Raw genomic sequence first — 16,920 nt, 5'->3', positions numbered from 1 at the left:
TAGGGGTTAAGACGTTTGCAGCGAGACCACGCGTTCCAGCCGCCCGAAGGTGGTGTCGGCCTGGTACGTCACCCGCAGCAGGCGCAACTGCCGTTCCAGTTGCAGTTGCATCGCGCTGACCTGGGTCACGCCGGGCACCGCGCGGATCCGGGCGCGGAAGATGGCTTCGATGCCGGCTCGGTCGGGCGACTTCACCAGCACGTCCTCGAAGTACGGAACGCCGAACGTGGTGTCCAGAAACCACTCGCCCATGAAGGCCAGCAAGGTCGTCTTGATCTGCTGCGCGATACGGTCGGCGCCATCCACGAATGACGCGCGGCCAAGCAGATCCAGGTCCAGGTCGTGATCGGCGGATAAGGCAAGGTCCAGGGCCATCAAAGCGGCCCCTCGGTGGTGCCGCCCGCGTAGGCGTGACGATGCGCATCGCCGATGTTCTTGCCGTTATGGGTGACCGCGCCGCCTTCATAGGCCACGCCGCCGCGAATGCGCATCGACGCGCCGCCCTGGCCGCCCTCGCCCGCCATGCCTTGCGTATAGGTCAGCGGCCCGTTGATCGTGACCGGCGTGTTGAAGGTGGCCTGTTCGGCTTGCACCGTCCAGGTCTTGACCTGAAACGTCAGGTCTCCCGCTGGCGACAGCTTCAGCGTACCCGGCCCGTACTGGATGCTGACGTTCTGCGTGTCGGCCGCCATCGTGCCCGGCCGCAGCAACGGCGAAGCAAACGCGTCGGACAAATCGAACTGGCGCGGATCATCCGGCGGACCGTTATCGCCTGCCAGCCAATTCTCCAGTGCGCGGGCCGAGAACGACAGCTTGATCGCATCGCCCGCAGCCAGCGGCACCGAAATCAGCGCCTGCGCGCCGCGCACATCGCCCACCGGCCAACACACCGGCACGCGCACCACCTGGGGCGGCAACAGGACGTCGCCATTGGCCAGCCGCTTGGCCAGCGTGGGCCGGGCCGTGACGAACGTGCCGTCATACGTGACGACTTCGCCGGGCAGCGTCGTGTAGACGTCCGCCAGTTCCGTGGCGATCAGCCGGCGGATTAGGGTTACCGCGTCGCTCATGACTGCTCCTTTGTGGATGAGGGGTGGGTGTCGACCAAGGTCAATTCCGTTTGCCAATCTCCGGCTTCGCTATCGCCCGTATGACGCACGGTTTCGACGCGTTGAAACGCCTCTACCGAGCGGCTTTCCAGCTTGACCAGATCACCGGGACTGATCGTCGGCAACAGCAGCGACTTGACCTTCCAGCCGTCGCGCTGTTGTTGGGCGCTGGCGGGCGTGGCGGCGGCGCCCGACATGCCTGCACCGGCCCGCCCCGAGGCCTTTCCTTTCGACTTCGCTTTTTCCGTGGCGGCTTCCCGCGTGCGTTCCGGCTGCCCCAGCAAGCCGCTGTCCAAGGCCAGCACGACGGCCTGGCGCCGCGTAGTGCCCAGCCGCTGGACCACCTGCAGTTGCTGGTTCTGGATCGACCATTCCAGTCCGGTGCCCTGCGTGACCTTGTGCAATGCGGTGCGCGCCGCGCCATAAAACGAAAAGCCCTGCTCCCAGCGGCGGTCGGGCACGTCTTCGGCCATGACCAGCGGCAAGCCCATCTGCCGCGCAATGTCGCGGATGATGTCGCGGGCGCGAGCGCCCGGGCCCAGGCCGATCGACACCGCCGTATCGCGGACTTCGATATAGCCGTCCTTGACCGTCAGTTCGGTCACGACATCCGGCGGCCCGTAGCGGGTGTACGCGAACACGATGCTGCCCGATGCCATCAGCAGCGGACCGCCCTCTTCGGCGTAGCCCGCATACAGCACGCAACGCAAGCCGGGCTCTTCCAGTGTGCGGCGCGTTTCCGCGGCCAGGTTGTACAGGGTGATCTTGCCGTCGTTAGGCTCTTCCGCCGCAGTCTTCGCGATATTGAACGTGATGCGGATCGGAGGCACGATCTCCAGGCCCTGCGCGCCGCTCTTGCCGACAAGCAGGCGGTAGACGCGGTCAAACCTGGCCATCGGCCACCTCGTCTGCCGTGATGTACAGCAACGCCACGTCTCCGGACGGCAGCGCCGATCGACTGATGGCGTCCCGGCGGTCCGGCGCCAACGCCACGAGCTCGCCCGGGGGCACGGCCAGATGACGGTATCCCGCCAGCAAGCGCGTGTCCGGCACTACCGCGACACCTGCGACGATCAGTTCGTTGTAGGCGTTTTCGACGGACAACACCCATTGCTGCGCTTCGCTGTTCCAGGACAGCCGCAAGAAAAACGTCAAGCCATCCAGCTCCACTTCCATGATGCTGTCATTGGCGTCGGGCACGAGTATCTGGATCATGCGTTCAAGATTCCTGACGAGTTAAAGGTGTCGTGCTGCTTCGGCGTGGCGGGTGCGCCGTTCTGCTTGCCCGCGTTTGCCTTGGTCGTACCGGCCTTCCCCGTAGCGCTGCCCGAGGTTTTCTCGGGCGGGATATCCGCCTGCCGCAACGTCACCTTGCGGATGCGCTTGAAGTTGGCGGATAGCTCGAAACGGTCGCCTGCACTGTTGGTGCGTCCGATGGAGCAGCTTTCCATCACGAAATCCACATAGACATCCAGCCCGGTCGTGATCGTGATGGGCAGACGGTCCGCATGGATCTTGCGCAATGCGTCCTTGGCGCCGATCAGCTTTGACCGGCTGGCGCCCAAGGCCGCGCCCCGAAAGCCGCCCAGCAGGCTGATGTCAGCGGCCGTCACCCACCCGGTCAGTGTCAGTTGCTCGGAATCCTGGGCCACGTGGTCCGTGACCGGCGGACCGTCTTCCACGGCGAATGACGTTGCGCGGCTGTTGAGTTGCGTCGTTTCGTTAACAAGCGCATCCAGGGGCAAGGTCCCGATGCTGCTGCCGCCATTCCATCCGAAGATCATGGAAACAAAGTTCATGAGGGACTCCTATCGGGGGCTTTCGACGCCGGGCGTCAAGTCGTGCATGCTGCGCAGGCTTTGAAGATCCCTTTGCTGACCCTGACTCACGCCATCAGCAACCGCATTCCTCACAACCGGCGGATCACCTGAAGGCACATTGACGACGATATTGTTAAGGCTTTGGAAGTTGACTGGCGTGCGAGGTCGAGTCGGACCAGCACCGATCACGGAGGCGGGCGGTACGACAAACCCCGTCGCACCGCTTGCCGTCGTCAACCAATCGGGGGCCGCCTCCGGCGACCAACCGTCCATCACCGACGCCTGGTCGCCGGCATCCTCGCCTGACTGCCCAGGCAGCAAACCCTTGAACCAGTTTTTTGCGGCGCGGACTTTGTCGATCACCCAGGTCTGGATGGCGCGGCCGATCTCTTTGACGGTGGCGACCATCCGGCCGCCCATGCCCGAGAAAAACGTCCACAAGCCGTTGAACGCGCCCGCCCAGTGCGCAATGGCGCCGTCCCAGTCACCCGTGAAGGCTGCGATCACGCCACTGACAAGACGGCTCCAGAATTCCCAGATGGCGGCGATGTATTCGATCACCGGGCCCAGGAAGGAATCGTGGGCCATCGCCATCAGCGCGTCCCAGGATGCCGAGACGTACGCCGTGATCACATCCCAGTTTTCCCAGATCTGCCACAGCGCAACGGCCAACATGCCGATCAACGCAATGATCCGGCCGATCGGCGTCATGGCGAAGGCGTTCCAGAGCATGGGCACGACGACGCTTGCCAGGTTCAGCAAGAATGCGCCGACCGGCGACAGGATCTGCCACAGGCCGTAGATCAGTACGGCAATCGATCCGAAGCGTTGGATCCATGGCCCCAGCGCCTCGCCCGCGCCACCCAGTATGTCCTTCACAAACACCAGCACGGATGACACGGCATCGAGCTCGTCCTGCCATTCCTCCACGCCGCCGATCCAGCCGCCCAGTACGGATTCGCCACCCGCCAGCCAGTTGGCGATGTCTTCGCCGATCAGATAGATCGTGGTCAACACTGCCGCCATTCGCAGCATGGGCGCTATCGACCGGCTCCACACCGACAGCATCTGCATGGCGCCCGCCGGCCCGCTGCGCAGCGCCATCGCGGAATCCAGCCCGAGCGCGGCGCGCGTGGTCGCGATCAGCGATTGAAACAGGCCGCCCGCCATCGCACTGGCCCGCCGCAGCCCGTTGCCCAGCGAGACCAGCCCGATGCTGGCGCCGGTCAGCGCAAGCAGTTTGGCAACTGTGTCGATGTTGTCGGCCAGAAACAGGATAGACGTCGTGACTCCATTCAACACGCCGCGACCCGCCGGCAACGCCTGGCCCAGATAGCGCTGCATGGCGTCGTTGAACACCGTCATTGCTACGGTGATGGATGCGGGTGCACCGTCGGCCTCGGTGCGCATGGTCGGCAACTGCGATTGCAACGCGGGCAACGCGCGGTCGGTCGTGATCTGGCCGCCCTGCACTTCAGCGCGCAACTGGCCACGGCTAAGGTTCAGCCCAGCGGCCAACGCGTCCTGCATGCGCCGGGGCAAGGCGTTGAATTGCGCCACGTCCAACCGGCCTTGCTCGACCACGTTCAGCAGCGCGGCCACGATGCCCTCGCGGTCCCGCGCGGACGTTTGCGACAGGCGCATGCTCAACGCCACGGCTTCGGTGATGCCGGTGGCTTCCTGCCGCGTACGTCCATGGTCTTGCAACGTTTGCACGGACCGCACGTACGTGTCGACGTTGTCGGCATACGGCATGCCACTGGTTCGCGACACGCGGGCAAGGTCACGGCCGGCTTGAACTGCGTTCCCGTCCGCCCCTGCTGCTTGCCCCAGGCGCGCCTGGATCTGCACCCACGCGTCGATGTCGCCAAGGACGCGCTTGAGCGGCGACGCGCCCAGCGTCAGCTCGACAACGCCGCGCAGGCCGCCCAACGCCGCCGCGTGTTGGCGGGCGGCCGGAATGCCTTGCGGCCTGGGTCCGGGAGGGGAGCTTGCGGCTTGACCCATCGCGGGTTGACCGTTTGCGGGTTGACCATTTCCGGGTTGACCGTTTGCCGTCCGCTGGCTTGCCATCTGGCCAACCGTCATCCGCCCGACATTCATCTGCGCGACCGTCATCTGCGCGACCGTCATCTGCGCGCCGGGCATCTGCGCGCCTGCCGATTGCCCTCCTTTCGCTTGCGACGCGTTCACCACACCGGGCAACACGCCCGCCAGCGCCTGGCGCATCGCGGCGCCCGCCTTGACGCTTGCGTCCGCCATGGCCTGCAACGCCGACTCGAAAGCCTGCCGATAGGCGTGCAGCCCGGATTGGTCCATCTGGTAGCGCAACAGCGTCACCACCTCTCGTACAACGATCATCGTTACCTCGCCTTGTTATCTGCCGCAGCCTGCGCGGCCTGCTGAGCATCCATCAGCGCGTTAAGCTTCAGGATGTCCAGCAGATCGACGTCGCCGCGCTTGACGGCATCCAGGCTGACGTAGCGGGCCAGGATGGGCCGCCAGATGATCAACTCCCGTTCGAAGCCTGCGTCGAACCGCCCGACAGGCTCGCCAACGTCGCGCGGGCCGGACCAAAGCGGCCGGCCCAACGCGCCAAAGGGCCGGCGAAGTTGTGCTCAAGAATGTGGAACAACAACTCCAGAATCTCGGCGTAGTCGCCAAAGGCCAGCCCGCGGTGCGCGGGCGTCAGCTTCTGGGGCTCGCGGCCCGCCAGTTCGAAGCTGACCAGCTCCGGGTCGATCAGGCGCTCGGCCCAGCCCGCTAGCGCGTCGCCGCCCAGCTTCGCCGACAGTTCCCGGAACGCATTCAGCATCGCGCTTTCGTCGCGGCCTTCGCCGGCGCCGTCCGCGCTGAACACCGAGGTCAGCATCGACCCCGCGGCCGGCAGCACTTCCTTTTGCAGGTCGCCCAACAGCTTGAGCTGGCGGAACGGATCAAAGCGGGAAACGCGGAACACCGTCGACCCGATGGTCACTTCCTTGGTGGCGCTCATCAGGTGTTGCCTCCGATGACGTTGATGGCCGGGCCGGTTTCGATCGTCCATTCACGGCTGCCGACCTTGGCGCCGTAGCCCGCGTCGGGCATCTTGACGATCCACGCGGAATCCGACGCGTGCAGCGACGTGCCGCGCAGGTCGGTCACGGATACCGGTACCGCGCCATTGCCCTCGGTGGCGCGGTCGGCCTGGTGCAGCGCCGTCAGGGCGGCGTTGCTGGCGCTGGTCTGCATCAGCGTCAGGGTGATGCGCAAGCGCGAATCGCGCGACATGGAACGCGCCACCTCGCCATCGACACCGACGACGGAGGCAATGCCTTCGCCGATTTCGGTCACGGTGACAAAGGTATCTTCGGCCAGGCCGGAGATGGGCAGCGCGCCCATCACGATCTTCACCTGGTTGGGTGCGTAGGTTTTGACGGACATGGATAGACCCCGATTACAGTTGTTGGTAGGTGAGGTTGCCCTTGATTTCGGCAACATGGATGGCGCCCGCCAGGCGGGCGCTGAACGTCAGGTCGCGCAGGATGCGATTGGCCTTGTCGTTCGGGGAAACGCTCGCGGCACGCGGCACATTGATCACGAAGCCCGGGATCTTGCGGCCCGCTTCATCGATCTCATCGGGCGCCACCAGGCCGCGGCTCTGGCCCAGCAGCAGCGCCTGGCGGATGCCGTTGACCAGGATCTGGATACCCACGTCGGTGTAGGGCACCTTGCCGTTGGCGTTGATCAGCTGCGAGGCAACGTTGATCTTCACTTGCTCGGCCAACCAGTCGCGGCCACGGATCACATCGATCCATTCGCCAGCGGCGACCTTGCCGTTTTGCGTCACGGCAAAGTTGCGCATCTGCTCGAACGTGTTGGCGTTCTTCGCATGCGCAGCCAGCGCCTGGCCTTCACTCAGGCTGTCGTACGTCACGCCGGAGAGCCGCGTGTTGGCCCAGGTTTCACCACCCGGATAGAAGGTGAAGCGGTTGGCGGCGACGGCGGCGTCCAGCGCCTCGCTGTCGGCCTGGCCGTGGAACCACACGTGCGTGCGGAAGTACTGCTTCTGCTGGCAGCGCGACGCGATGTCGTTGGAGACGGCCGCGTCGATGATGCCGGCCTGGGCGCTGGATACGCCGAACAGGCGCTCGTTCGATTCCACCCATTCGGCGGCGTCCAGCACATCCGCTTCGACGCGGCTGGCCAGCGACACACCGTACCAGTCGCCGTTCTCGCGCAGGCAGGCGTTCAGCGCGGCCGACGGCGTTTCGGTGCTGGCCGGCGCGGCCAATTGCAGGTTGCCCTTCACGGCGATGGCCAAGGCCTGGCCGGACACGGCGGTGGTCACGGCTACGTCGGCCCCCGTGGCGGTGGCCGTCACCGGTGCGTCGGTCTCGGCAATCGCGGTGGCCAGGGCCGTTGCAAGGGTCTGCGGCGTGCTGTCGGCGGCGCCCGTCACGTTGACGTCCACCTTTTTCACGGCGCCATTCGCGTCGCGCCAAGAGAGCGACACGGCGTAGTCGGCAACGGCGGCACGCGTCACGGAAATGCGCGAAGCATCCACTTGACGACGACCGACAAAGACCCGGGCCACGGTCGGAATTTGCTTGAAGGCATCGCGCACCGCGATGTACAGGGGATCGGTCTGCGCAATGCCCATGTCGAGCAATTCGCCCGGTTCGGTCACCGCTAGAACGCGGTTCACGGTCAGCGCATGCGCGCCCAGGATCAGGATGTCAGAGAAGTTCTGCTCCTTGATCGCCGTGGTGTTCAGCGAGATCGCCACATTGACGATCCGGTCGATTTTTGCCATTTGCGGCTCCAAAAAAAAACCGCCCAAAGGCGGCGGGGACAACGTGATGAAGACCTGACGCTAGTTCGTCGTTTCGGTCTTCGCGGAAAAAGAAGTGTGCAGGACAGGCAGCAGCCCACCTGTGGTCGTGATGGTGCCGGTCACTGTTTCGATGACGCCAACAACATCCGTGTAGGTCTGCGCGTAGCGTATTCCCAGGTCAAGCGCGCCCAGCGGCTCGCTTGCCGCACCGGCTGTTTCGCGCGGCACGCGTTGCACGCGGCCGGCCTGGAACAACGCCAGGCCCAGCGCTTCAGCATGATCTTCATGGACCGGGTGGCGCAGCGTAAGGCCCATCTTGTCCAGGATGCGATAGGCGGCGGCGCCCACGCTACGCAACTCGACGGTGGCATCGCGATGGTCATGCACCGGCTGGTTGCCATCGGCGTCGACCTGGCCGGTTTCAGCAGGCCCGGCCTGCACCCAGCGCACCGCCAACGCGATATAAGGCGGCGGTGGAACTGCCGACGTATCGTCGGAAAGCACCACCGGCACGCCGCCTGCGGCAGCCGTCACCAGCGTAAGGATTGCGTCTTCAGGCGTCATGGCGGTCAATTTTGGTCTCGGAAAAAACAAAGCCCGCGAACCGAGTCGGTTGGCGGGCTGCATTTCGTGTGGGCGCAATGCCCCGCGGCTATTGTCTCAAATCCGGTCCCAAATGGGCATGGTTTTTATGAAGTGCATGTCCCAATTGCTGCCAGGAATACGTGGCCGATTTCGTGTTGCCGCCGCAGCGCTGCACATGGCCTGCGTCCAGCAGATGATCCAGCACCCGGCGGGCGCCGCGCCGCATCGCCTCTTGCGATGCAGGCGCCAGGGGGATGCCGCGGCTGACGTGACGCAAGATCTCGGCCATTCTGAATTCCCGGCCCGGATACGCCGCCAGCAGATCGATGACCTCGTGCGCGTACTTCATTTGAACGTCCTCCATACCTGTTGCTTGAAACTGCCAAGTGCCACCTTGTAGTACGGCAGCGTGATACCGATGACGCGGCAGGCCTTGCCCTGGCGCAGATGTCCGGGCAGGTCACCGTAGTCGGCGCGCCGCGTATATTCGGCTTGCACTACCCGCCTTTCGACGAGCGGCAGCGCTTCATACAATGCGTTCACTCGGCGTGCCCGTTCATGGTTCACCGGAATCCGCACGGGCTCGTCGTCATCGTCGTGGCCCGGCTGCGGCGGAAACTCGCATAGGTCCGGCGCATCTTTCTCCATGCGTCGAGGCCCCGGCCAATCTCCCTCCCATTGCGCCCGCGCCCAATTGCGAATTTCGTCTTCCACCCAACGTGGCAACCCTGCTTCCATTTCAGACCTCGTCCCTGTTGTGTTTTGGCCATCACCCGCACGGCGTTCGATAGCGGCTCTATTGCTCATATGCGCTCCGGATTGGCGCTGTGCCTGGCATGCGTCAGCATCTCGGCGATTGCTTTGGTCGGATGCCCGCCCAGCGCGATGCGCGCTTCCCATTTCTCGATCCATTCGCGGTGCGACCGGCTGCGCGGCTCCAGCAGCTTTCCCGCCCCCATCTTCTTTAACGCCGCCTCGGCCTGGGCGCGCGAGGCCAATGTCTGGCCAGGGGCTGGCAGCGCCGCGCGCGGCTCGGGAATGTCGGGCCACGCCCCTTTGCTCAGTTCCTCGGCCAACGTTCTTTCCCAGCGTGCTTTGATCGCGCCGTAATTGCTGTTCAGCAGATCCACGGTGCTCACGCGCACTGCGGCCCAATACACGGCGGGATGCGACCAGTTGCCGATCTCGCCCCGGCGACGCGCGGACACGCCACGCACGGCTTCGTGATAAGCGACCTCGGGCGTCAGCCACGGGCAGCACAGCTTCAAAAACTCCGGAAGGGTTGGCGGCCACTCGCGAGTCAGGCATGCGGTCAGGCCGCGCCTGACATGCGATTCGCCCAGCCCCGCCAGCTTCTGGTTCCACGAGTCCTTCAGCTCACGCGGCGTCAACCCTTCCCACTGCTGCGCGAACTTCGCGCCATACAGCAGATGCATCTCGTGGACGACCAACGCGCCTAGCTCGTTTGACGCTTCAGCGACTTGCATCGATCACTCCCATGTCGATCTCGCTGCGCGCCCGGCCTTCGGCCAGGACGCTGCGCAATTCGGATGACCAATCCGCCCGCTGCCGCCCCCGGGTGAGCGGGGCCTCCTGCCGGTTGCTGCGTGGCGGAAACAAGCCCTGATATCCGCTAGCGATGCTATGGGCGATCACGGCACTAGGCGCGATGCCCTCTGCCTGGTAGCCCGCAAGCTGTTGCAGCTGCCGGCGCGCGCCCTCTTCCGTAATCGGCTTCTTGCGCGCTTTGCGGTCCGCGACCCAGCTGACCCAGTCTTCACGCGCAAGCCAAGCCGGCAATGCAATCGCCGAGGCATCGAATCCGGAAGCCCGCTTGCAATGCGCCGTGGCGGATTTTTCCTGGCTCTTGGTTCCTGGTTCTGGTTCCTGGTTAGTTGGCGCCGTGTTCAACGGCTGTTGAACACCTGGGTCCTGGCCCGCTTCGCCCGGGCCCCCTTCCGCATCGCGGCGTTGGGCTTGCCGCGCCCGCTTTGCGGCGCTGGCCTTGCCCGCGACAGATTTCGCTTCCTTGTTGCCGTGATAGCGAGCGATCTCGGCATCGCAACGCGCATGGCGCCAGCCGTGCTCCGTGTCCGTGAAGAACTCGTTCAGCACCTGGAAGACGGCGGCCTGCTCCTCATCCGACCGCGCAATCAGCAGCCGACACAGCTTGTCGACGTCGCGCGACAAGGGGGCCTCGGTGTCGTAATAGAGTTCGATCAAGTCGCGATAGACACTGCGCTCGATCCGCGTGAGGTGGCGCGTCGCGCTATTGAAATCACCAATGTGATGGGGGTAGTAGTTCATTCCGCCGTTGTCCCTTCGGCCAGCTCCGGCCAGATTCGAATGCAATCGGCGGGACGCAGGTCGCGCCGGGTGACCACGCCGCAGGTGGCTTGCTCGATCAGGGCGCAATGCTTGACCGGGACGGGCCTTCGGCCCGTGCGCCACTGATAGATCAGCGCAGGAGACACCCCTACGCGTCGAGCGAGCGCTGCAGCGGTAAGCGCTCCATCCCGGCCGAAATAATCATGTAGATTCATCGCCAAAACTATAGCTACGCTACAGTTTATTAGCAAGCCATGCTATAGTTTTATTTGAATAGCATTGCTATATGAAAATGTGGACGATCGAAGAGGAAGCCGCCGCCCTGCGCGCACGCTTTGAAGGCGTGAACCGCGCGGCATTCGCTCGCGACCACCAAGTGAAGGGCGGCCAGGCGATGATCTACCAGCACATCACCGGCCGGCGCCCCATTGGCATCGAGGCCGCGATGGCTTACGCGGAAGGCTTCGGCTGCACGCTGGCGGCGATCAGTCCGCGCTTGGCCGCTGAAACCAGGAAGGCAGCGTCACTGTCATCGGGTGCGCCACTCGCCGCTCCTTCCGCAGACGCCCCATGGCCATTTCCTTCCGTGCCTGCGTCATTGATTAAAGGGTTGGCGGAAGACCAACTCAAGCGCCTGGAAGGCGCGTTGCTTCTGGCGTTGGGCCAGATGGGCATAAAAGCCAAAGGGGCCACGGCGCAAGCCAAGGCGTATCACGCCAAGCGCGGGTCCATCATGGACATGGCGGCGGCGGTGGACGAATTCCCCATGGCGCCCACCGCGCCCGCCCCTTGGGATGCCGACGGGCTGACGACCTATCAGATCGATCGGGCGCAGGCGTTGCGCATCAGCACTGCGGCCAACGTCGGCCATGTCGCCAACGCCGGCTACTCCGCCAACGACCAGGAGTTCATGCCCATCCCCGAACTGGATGTGCGCCTGGCCGCCGGTCGGCTTGGCATCGAGAACTACCACGAGACCGAGATCGGCGAGATCCTCTTGCGCCGCTCGTTCCTGGAATCGTTCAAGCTGCCGATCAGCCGCATGAAGATCGTGTACGCGCAGGGCGACAGCATGGAACCCGTCATCCGCAACGGCGGCCCGATGCTGTTTATCGAGGACCCGGTGTCCGACCCGCGCGAGATCGACCCGCGCACGGTATACGCCATCAACCACGGCGGCAAGATGATCGTGAAGTGCATCTCACGCGGACGCGAAGGCGCCTGGCTGGCCAAATCGCTCAACCCCGCGTACGCGCCGTTTCCGCTGGAAAAGGAAGATGGGTGCGAAGTGCGTATTGTCGGACGAATCCTGTGGTCGCCCTATGATCTGCGCAATGGCGTGGATGAGCGACTGCTGTAGCCCAGCATGAGGTCTGACGGAAGCCAGTCACATCAATCACCGGTGGGGCGCAGCCTGTCTGCGATATCTCCAAGTTCAGAAGAAACAGACGCCTAAGCGCCTGTTTTTGGGGCGCATTCAAGAAGGCCGCGCTGGTTAGAAAAGTTCCTCGACCAACAATGATCCGTCCGTCACGCGCGCAACATTGCCGTCACTGCTCGCAAACATCACGCTAACGGTATATGTGCCAGCACCGGACACGTCAAAGAGCGCTTCCGAGTCAGTCGCTTGCAGATACACGTTGGAAGGCACCTCACGTATCGTGCTTTGATCGGGAACGCCGTTCAAGGCCAAAATGAACTTGGCTGTTCCACCATTAAGCTTGCCCACCCTCCCGGAAAACCGAGCGCGAAGCTTGGCACCGGATTTAACGTCGCCAAGAACGGCTGAAAACGGCCCTGCTTGAACGTACGAGGCACTTGTGGTGTCTACGGCCGTATTCTTAAGCGTCTTCTGCGCGATGTCGCGCGTGCGCCAAACGCGTTTCCCTTGCACAACCTCCACGCCAGAATGTGAACGAGCGCTGACATACGGCATAACGGGCAGCGGCGCGCCGTCCCCTTCTTGAAAAATGGAGAAGGTATTGCCCAGCGACCCGGAGATGCCGCCCACGGGATTTTTCGAACCCATATTCTGGAATACGTTCTCCATGGGAAAACGCGTGTCACCAGACCATGGCTGAAAAAACACCGACCAGCCGTATGACGGCGCATTTGCCGGAATCACCTGCAGGCCTTGGAACATATTGTTGTCCGCGCCATGTAGGTAAATCCCGCTGGACAGCGCCGACCCCCCGTAGAAGAAAGCCCCGCCGATAAAATCGTTGTTCGCGGCGTCCGGCTGACCCGTAAGAGATTTGGTTTCGGAAACACCGGAAGTCAGCATGATCCCTTGCGCGTTGGCGCTTGCAGGCAACACTCCATAACAATGAAGAAAGACGTTGTTGCCGCACCCGTACGCGCAAGCTGGGGGAAACTGCGATCTGGTGGTCAGCACATAGCCGGTCTTGGTGTACGCCTTCGCCATCACCGCGGTAAACAAGCCATCTGCCACATGGTTCACAAGCAGCCCAACACCGGCCTTCGCATTGCAATTCAGCATCATATGTTCAAGACCCACCGCATGAAGCGGTCCAGCAAGAGACACGACGGCGGCGCTGTCACTAGCCGGACCGTCATAGAGAATTTCGGTCGCACCTCTTTGCTGCACGAAATCTTGACCGTCATGGCTCCCGAATCCCTCGCCGACAAGCCGAATTCGGTGGTCCCGAGTTGAGACTTGTGTATCCGTACCGTCGCCGACGACGATAGATTGGCTTACACGGTACAGGCCGCGGCCAAAATACACTGTGCCTCCGCCTTGATGATTTGCAGCAGCGATTGCCGCCATGATCGCCGGATAGCTGTCCGCAGTCCCCGTCGGATCAGCACCAAATTCCACGACATCGATTGCACCGCTCATATATTCACCTCATATTATTTATGATAATCAAAACACCTGCATGCTGAGATATTGGCGGCCCAGCCCCGGTGGCCTGCCTACGCTATAAATATGCGCAACGGGTGAGCCGCCGCCGTTTTACGGGGCGATCGTTTTCTGATACCAATGAATATCCCACAGATTGGGGTCTGGGCGACCGCCGCCTTGCGATGAAGCACTGCCGAAATACAGTTGATATGCCGGAAGCCACGGATTGATATTTCCATATGAATTCCGAAGAAATGCCGCAAATGCATTCCAACTGTTCCCGGTATCCGCCGAGGTGACGTTGTCTACGGTCTCCCAGGTTCCTGAATCCATGGTCCCCCACCTCATCCGATAAACGTCCAACCTGCCTTCATCGTTCAGCCGATTCGTGACCATATACACCTTGTCTGTGGTGGCGTCGTATGCAAAATCAGCGGCCGTAATGAAGCTGCCATAGACCCCCTGCTCGGAAATCTGGTACTGATAATCCAGATTCAGACCATTGGGAGAATGAAATAAGTGATAGTGCTGCGGGCCACCCACGAACTCCTGGCGCAGCACAAACAACCAAACCGCTGCCCCGCCTGTACCGTTGATCGCGACTTGATGGCCAATCCCATAGGCTTGCCCATAGCTCTCTCGGTAGATGGGAGTGGGGTGTTTGACCCAATTTATCTTGTCATTCGAGAAAGCCACGCCGATACCGTTATTGACGCCGCCACTGGTCCCATCGCTTGTCGCGGTGTAATACATGGCGTACTGGTAGTGCGTTGAGCTACCGACCGGATAGACAAAACTCCCCTTGACCACGCTCGGGTCGCATGTGTGAGCCGAATCCCAGCCATTGCTGCCCTGATTGCCAGGCTGCAGGACATTGTGAATCGGCCCATATGTCGGCCCCGACACATCGACGTTTCGGTAGTAGATATTGTCGGCATTGTTTCCCGATCCGCACCACCATATATCCATGGAATTCCCTTCCCTTATGACTGCGGGGGCGTAGTCATATCCGGAACGTTGAAACAGTTGTCCGGATTGCGAAGGCGGTAGAGCGAGGGTTGCGCTGCAGGGAATCAGTAGCGTCAAGCACGCCAAGATCTTTCTTATCGGTTTCATACATTCCTCTTTTCACGTTGATCGATTGGACTTCCACATATGGCCAGGCCGGGCGACTCGAATAAACGTCTTATTGCATTTACGTTCGCAGTTGCGATGGGCATTTCCTCGATCGCTTGCTGGTCAAGGTCAGCCGACTTCCTTCGGCGGACAACCCATTTAAGCGCAATTGCGATTAGAATTCAAGCGCCATTGCGCTTAACGTCCGTATCACAATTGCGATATGACAGCTCTAAAAGACCGCCTTGTAGAAGCAAGGACCGAATCGGGCCTGTCCCAAGCTCAGTTGGCGAAAGCCGTGGGCGCGGGGCAGTCAACCATCGCAAGCATCGAAAACGGCCGAAACAAGGGCTCCTCCTTGTTCCTGGATTTGGCACGCGCGCTGAATGTGAACGTCGAATGGTTAATGGACGGCACGGGCCCAAAGCGAGACGCAAAGAGTTTCCCCCTTGTCGATCGTCGGAAAATTGAAGCGCCCTGGCCCTTTCCCGACATTTCCGAACAAGACATACGCGCGCTACCCGCAGCGCATATCGACGCGCTACAGGGCGCGCTGGCTTTGACGATCGCCCAACTGAAACTTGGCGTGAAGGTGGCTGTACAAGTCAGCGCAGCCCGCGGAAATCTGAACGGCACCGGTACCCCGGCAGATGAGTTCCCGATGGCTAACACACCGCCGGCAAATCCGTGGGAAGGCGGCACCACCACTAGACAGGTTGAGGACAGCCTGCGATTGCGCCTCAGCCAGGCTCCCAACGTCGGCCACGTTCCGAGGGCGGGCTATTCGGCGAATGAACAGGAACTCATGCCTGTTCCAGAACTGGACGTGCGTCTAGCTGCCGGCGAACTCGGCATCGAGAACTACGAGGAAACCGCGATTGGAGAAATTCTGTTTCGCCGCTCGTTCCTGGAATCGTTCAAGCTGCCGATCAGCCGCATGAAGATCGTGTACGCGCAGGGCGACAGCATGGAACCCGTCATCCGCAACGGCGGCCCGATGCTGTTTATCGAGGACCCGGTGTCCGACCCGCGCGAGATCGACCCGCGCACGGTGTACGCCATCAACCACGGCGGCAAGATGATCGTGAAGTGCATTTCACGCGGACGCGAAGGCGCCTGGCTGGCCAAATCGCTGAACCCCGCGTACGCGCCCTTTCCGCTGGAAAAGGAAGATGGGTGCGAAGTGCGTATCGTCGGGCGAATCCTGTGGTCGCCTTATGATCTGCGCAATGGCGTGGATGAGCGGCTGCTGTAGCCACCATCCCGTGCTTGGAATGTGTGGCTTTCGCCGGCTTTCACGCAGCACTTCAGGCGGGGAGGCTGATCAAACCGACCTTGCAGGAAACTAGAACTGGTGCGAATTATTAGAATTATTGTGCCGCACAAAAGAAAAAAGCCGCTATAAGCGGCTGATTTCTAAGGAATTCTTGGGGTGGCTGATGGGGCTCGAACCCAGATTGTAGGGGAATGGTGGGGTTTGTCGGGAATCTATGCTGTTGATTTCAAAGGAATCGCAGTTTTATCGTTGCCCTACATATCCCATATTCTTCCCTGAATTATTCCCCGGGACGCTCTACTTTCATCCAGCCGTATCCCACTTCAAGCCCATGCCCCCAACGCTCGGCGGGTGCTGGACCTGTACCCACTGGCACGGCGAAACCACCAACCAGGGACGCAGGCCGTACTGCCCATAAAATGGTGATCCCAAAGCAGCAAGAACAAGAGGCGGTCGACATGTCTACCTACGAGCACGATCCTGCGCTTCGATTCACTGGAATCATGCCGTCCTCGTCGGATATCGAAATTAATCTGCTAAAGGGCCATCTTTTAATTGAAGAAGTGCTAACTGCTGTTGTTCGCGCCGGCGTGCGCCGACCTGAGCATTTGAACTTTAAGCGCATGCAGTTCTATGCCAAGGCGAAGTTAGCCCGCGCAGTCTTCAAAGGTTTCGACGAGCCATGGGTTTGGAAAGCAGTCGGATTGTTAAACGATGCCCGCAATTCTCTAGCCCACGGCCTTGATTCCTCCGAGACCGCCGATCTCATTCGACAATTTGAGGCTTACGTTCGGTCCCAGGAGGAATTACAGGGAATGATCGGCTTTGATGAAGACGCTGAAATGGTAGAACATGTGCGCTGGGCAATCTTTGCCGTCTTCTCCCGCCTTATCGTCTATGGGCACGTTCGGGAACCGCGTGCGAATGCTCTGGCAGAAGCACTTAGAAATTGGCAGCCGAAAACTGAAGCAGCCCCTGCAGACCCAACAGATCCAGCCTAAGTC

At 61.9% G+C, this 16,920-nt stretch carries 21 protein-coding genes; 3 read left to right on the top strand and 18 right to left on the bottom strand.

The window, feature by feature from the left end; all coding sequences use genetic code 11:
- Positions 1–6: 6 nt before the first annotated feature.
- The 16 genes from ACE039_RS29105 to ACE039_RS29030 all read right to left on the bottom strand — a co-directional run bounded on the left by ACE039_RS29105 (position 7) and on the right by ACE039_RS29030 (position 10,873).
- Complete coding sequence (locus ACE039_RS29105) at positions 7–375, bottom strand: contractile injection system sheath initiator (RefSeq protein ID WP_105557427.1); 369 nt, start codon at positions 373–375, stop codon at positions 7–9.
- Positions 375–1,070 (bottom strand): Gp138 family membrane-puncturing spike protein, encoded by a 696-nt coding sequence (locus tag ACE039_RS29100; protein ID WP_105557426.1) that lies wholly within the window; start codon positions 1,068–1,070, stop codon positions 375–377. The genes ACE039_RS29105 and ACE039_RS29100 overlap by 1 nt, the downstream gene beginning before the upstream one ends.
- A complete protein-coding gene (locus ACE039_RS29095) occupies positions 1,067–2,005 on the bottom strand; it encodes a phage protein (protein ID WP_485824067.1) in 939 nt (312 codons plus the stop codon). Before ACE039_RS29095 ends, ACE039_RS29100 begins: the two co-directional genes overlap by 4 nt.
- Positions 1,992–2,324, bottom strand: a complete 333-nt coding sequence (locus ACE039_RS29090; protein ID WP_448711598.1) for a phage baseplate plug family protein — start codon at positions 2,322–2,324, stop codon at positions 1,992–1,994. Before ACE039_RS29090 ends, ACE039_RS29095 begins: the two co-directional genes overlap by 14 nt.
- The gene (locus ACE039_RS29085) at positions 2,321–2,908 is read right to left on the bottom strand and encodes a phage baseplate protein (protein WP_448711599.1); all 588 of its coding nucleotides are present in this window, start codon (positions 2,906–2,908) and stop codon (positions 2,321–2,323) included. The genes ACE039_RS29090 and ACE039_RS29085 overlap by 4 nt, the downstream gene beginning before the upstream one ends.
- A gap of 9 nt (positions 2,909–2,917) precedes the next feature.
- On the bottom strand, positions 2,918–5,290 hold the full coding sequence (locus ACE039_RS29080) for a tape measure protein (protein WP_485824066.1): 2,373 nt from the start codon (positions 5,288–5,290) through the stop codon (positions 2,918–2,920).
- A gap of 2 nt (positions 5,291–5,292) precedes the next feature.
- On the bottom strand, positions 5,293–5,442 hold the full coding sequence (locus tag ACE039_RS29075; RefSeq protein ID WP_199196821.1) for a hypothetical protein: 150 nt from the start codon (positions 5,440–5,442) through the stop codon (positions 5,293–5,295).
- On the bottom strand, positions 5,439–5,924 hold the full coding sequence (locus tag ACE039_RS29070; protein WP_485824065.1) for a phage tail assembly chaperone: 486 nt from the start codon (positions 5,922–5,924) through the stop codon (positions 5,439–5,441). Before ACE039_RS29070 ends, ACE039_RS29075 begins: the two co-directional genes overlap by 4 nt.
- Positions 5,924–6,352 carry a phage structural protein gene (locus ACE039_RS29065; RefSeq protein ID WP_105557420.1) on the bottom strand — a complete coding sequence of 143 codons (429 nt, stop codon included), beginning with the start codon at positions 6,350–6,352 and terminating at the stop codon, positions 5,924–5,926. Before ACE039_RS29065 ends, ACE039_RS29070 begins: the two co-directional genes overlap by 1 nt.
- Before the next feature lie 13 nt (positions 6,353–6,365).
- Positions 6,366–7,724: a hypothetical protein gene (locus ACE039_RS29060; RefSeq protein WP_485824064.1), complete on the bottom strand. Its 1,359-nt coding sequence runs from the start codon at positions 7,722–7,724 to the stop codon at positions 6,366–6,368.
- 60 nt (positions 7,725–7,784) lie between these two features.
- Positions 7,785–8,309: a phage neck terminator protein gene (locus ACE039_RS29055; RefSeq protein ID WP_485824063.1), complete on the bottom strand. Its 525-nt coding sequence runs from the start codon at positions 8,307–8,309 to the stop codon at positions 7,785–7,787.
- 88 nt (positions 8,310–8,397) lie between these two features.
- Positions 8,398–8,679 (bottom strand): hypothetical protein, encoded by a 282-nt coding sequence (locus ACE039_RS29050; protein WP_105557418.1) that lies wholly within the window; start codon positions 8,677–8,679, stop codon positions 8,398–8,400.
- Positions 8,676–9,137, bottom strand: coding sequence for a hypothetical protein (locus tag ACE039_RS29045; RefSeq protein ID WP_485824062.1), 462 nt, complete (start codon positions 9,135–9,137; stop codon positions 8,676–8,678). The genes ACE039_RS29050 and ACE039_RS29045 overlap by 4 nt, the downstream gene beginning before the upstream one ends.
- The gene (locus ACE039_RS29040; protein WP_485824061.1) at positions 9,134–9,817 is read right to left on the bottom strand and encodes a hypothetical protein; all 684 of its coding nucleotides are present in this window, start codon (positions 9,815–9,817) and stop codon (positions 9,134–9,136) included. Before ACE039_RS29040 ends, ACE039_RS29045 begins: the two co-directional genes overlap by 4 nt.
- Positions 9,804–10,637, bottom strand: coding sequence for a YdaU family protein (locus tag ACE039_RS29035; RefSeq protein ID WP_105557415.1), 834 nt, complete (start codon positions 10,635–10,637; stop codon positions 9,804–9,806). The genes ACE039_RS29040 and ACE039_RS29035 overlap by 14 nt, the downstream gene beginning before the upstream one ends.
- Positions 10,634–10,873 carry a transcriptional regulator gene (locus tag ACE039_RS29030; RefSeq protein WP_105557414.1) on the bottom strand — a complete coding sequence of 80 codons (240 nt, stop codon included), beginning with the start codon at positions 10,871–10,873 and terminating at the stop codon, positions 10,634–10,636. Before ACE039_RS29030 ends, ACE039_RS29035 begins: the two co-directional genes overlap by 4 nt.
- A 71-nt stretch (positions 10,874–10,944) precedes the next feature.
- Here ACE039_RS29030 and ACE039_RS29025 point away from each other — a divergent pair, with 71 nt between their 5' ends.
- The gene (locus ACE039_RS29025; RefSeq protein ID WP_485824060.1) at positions 10,945–12,018 is read left to right on the top strand and encodes a S24 family peptidase; all 1,074 of its coding nucleotides are present in this window, start codon (positions 10,945–10,947) and stop codon (positions 12,016–12,018) included.
- A 135-nt stretch (positions 12,019–12,153) separates the two neighbouring features.
- Here ACE039_RS29025 and ACE039_RS29020 read toward each other — a convergent pair whose 3' ends face one another.
- Together ACE039_RS29020 and ACE039_RS29015 are read right to left on the bottom strand one after the other, a co-directional pair.
- On the bottom strand, positions 12,154–13,518 hold the full coding sequence (locus ACE039_RS29020; protein WP_485824059.1) for a glycosyl hydrolase family 28-related protein: 1,365 nt from the start codon (positions 13,516–13,518) through the stop codon (positions 12,154–12,156).
- Between the two features lie 117 nt (positions 13,519–13,635).
- The gene (locus ACE039_RS29015; protein ID WP_485824058.1) at positions 13,636–14,493 is read right to left on the bottom strand and encodes a hypothetical protein; all 858 of its coding nucleotides are present in this window, start codon (positions 14,491–14,493) and stop codon (positions 13,636–13,638) included.
- Between the two features lie 370 nt (positions 14,494–14,863).
- Here ACE039_RS29015 and ACE039_RS29010 point away from each other — a divergent pair, with 370 nt between their 5' ends.
- A complete protein-coding gene (locus tag ACE039_RS29010; protein WP_485824057.1) occupies positions 14,864–15,895 on the top strand; it encodes an XRE family transcriptional regulator in 1,032 nt (343 codons plus the stop codon).
- 479 nt (positions 15,896–16,374) lie between these two features.
- Positions 16,375–16,917: a hypothetical protein gene (locus ACE039_RS29005; RefSeq protein ID WP_485824056.1), complete on the top strand. Its 543-nt coding sequence runs from the start codon at positions 16,375–16,377 to the stop codon at positions 16,915–16,917.
- The last annotated feature ends 3 nt before the right edge of the window (positions 16,918–16,920 follow it).

The organism is Achromobacter maghribensis, from assembly GCF_057334215.1.
This window is presented reverse-complemented; position numbering and strand designations above follow the sequence as displayed.

What these genes read in the sequence shown, in the direction of transcription:
- ACE039_RS29105 (WP_105557427.1), bottom strand. Translation starts at nt 375, where the DNA reads ATGGCCCTGGACCTTGCCTTATCCGCCGATCACGACCTGGACCTGGAT.
- ACE039_RS29100 (WP_105557426.1), bottom strand. Translation starts at nt 1,070, where the DNA reads ATGAGCGACGCGGTAACCCTAATCCGCCGGCTGATCGCCACGGAACTG.
- ACE039_RS29095 (WP_485824067.1), bottom strand. Translation starts at nt 2,005, where the DNA reads ATGGCCAGGTTTGACCGCGTCTACCGCCTGCTTGTCGGCAAGAGCGGC.
- ACE039_RS29090 (WP_448711598.1), bottom strand. Translation starts at nt 2,324, where the DNA reads ATGATCCAGATACTCGTGCCCGACGCCAATGACAGCATCATGGAAGTG.
- ACE039_RS29085 (WP_448711599.1), bottom strand. Translation starts at nt 2,908, where the DNA reads ATGAACTTTGTTTCCATGATCTTCGGATGGAATGGCGGCAGCAGCATC.
- ACE039_RS29080 (WP_485824066.1), bottom strand. Translation starts at nt 5,290, where the DNA reads ATGATCGTTGTACGAGAGGTGGTGACGCTGTTGCGCTACCAGATGGAC.
- ACE039_RS29070 (WP_485824065.1), bottom strand. Translation starts at nt 5,924, where the DNA reads ATGAGCGCCACCAAGGAAGTGACCATCGGGTCGACGGTGTTCCGCGTT.
- ACE039_RS29065 (WP_105557420.1), bottom strand. Translation starts at nt 6,352, where the DNA reads ATGTCCGTCAAAACCTACGCACCCAACCAGGTGAAGATCGTGATGGGC.
- ACE039_RS29060 (WP_485824064.1), bottom strand. Translation starts at nt 7,724, where the DNA reads ATGGCAAAAATCGACCGGATCGTCAATGTGGCGATCTCGCTGAACACC.
- ACE039_RS29055 (WP_485824063.1), bottom strand. Translation starts at nt 8,309, where the DNA reads ATGACGCCTGAAGACGCAATCCTTACGCTGGTGACGGCTGCCGCAGGC.
- ACE039_RS29050 (WP_105557418.1), bottom strand. Translation starts at nt 8,679, where the DNA reads ATGAAGTACGCGCACGAGGTCATCGATCTGCTGGCGGCGTATCCGGGC.
- ACE039_RS29045 (WP_485824062.1), bottom strand. Translation starts at nt 9,137, where the DNA reads ATGAGCAATAGAGCCGCTATCGAACGCCGTGCGGGTGATGGCCAAAAC.
- ACE039_RS29040 (WP_485824061.1), bottom strand. Translation starts at nt 9,817, where the DNA reads ATGCAAGTCGCTGAAGCGTCAAACGAGCTAGGCGCGTTGGTCGTCCAC.
- ACE039_RS29035 (WP_105557415.1), bottom strand. Translation starts at nt 10,637, where the DNA reads ATGAACTACTACCCCCATCACATTGGTGATTTCAATAGCGCGACGCGC.
- ACE039_RS29030 (WP_105557414.1), bottom strand. Translation starts at nt 10,873, where the DNA reads ATGAATCTACATGATTATTTCGGCCGGGATGGAGCGCTTACCGCTGCA.
- ACE039_RS29025 (WP_485824060.1), top strand. Translation starts at nt 10,945, where the DNA reads ATGAAAATGTGGACGATCGAAGAGGAAGCCGCCGCCCTGCGCGCACGC.
- ACE039_RS29020 (WP_485824059.1), bottom strand. Translation starts at nt 13,518, where the DNA reads ATGAGCGGTGCAATCGATGTCGTGGAATTTGGTGCTGATCCGACGGGG.
- ACE039_RS29015 (WP_485824058.1), bottom strand. Translation starts at nt 14,493, where the DNA reads ATGGATATATGGTGGTGCGGATCGGGAAACAATGCCGACAATATCTAC.
- ACE039_RS29010 (WP_485824057.1), top strand. Translation starts at nt 14,864, where the DNA reads ATGACAGCTCTAAAAGACCGCCTTGTAGAAGCAAGGACCGAATCGGGC.
- ACE039_RS29005 (WP_485824056.1), top strand. Translation starts at nt 16,375, where the DNA reads ATGTCTACCTACGAGCACGATCCTGCGCTTCGATTCACTGGAATCATG.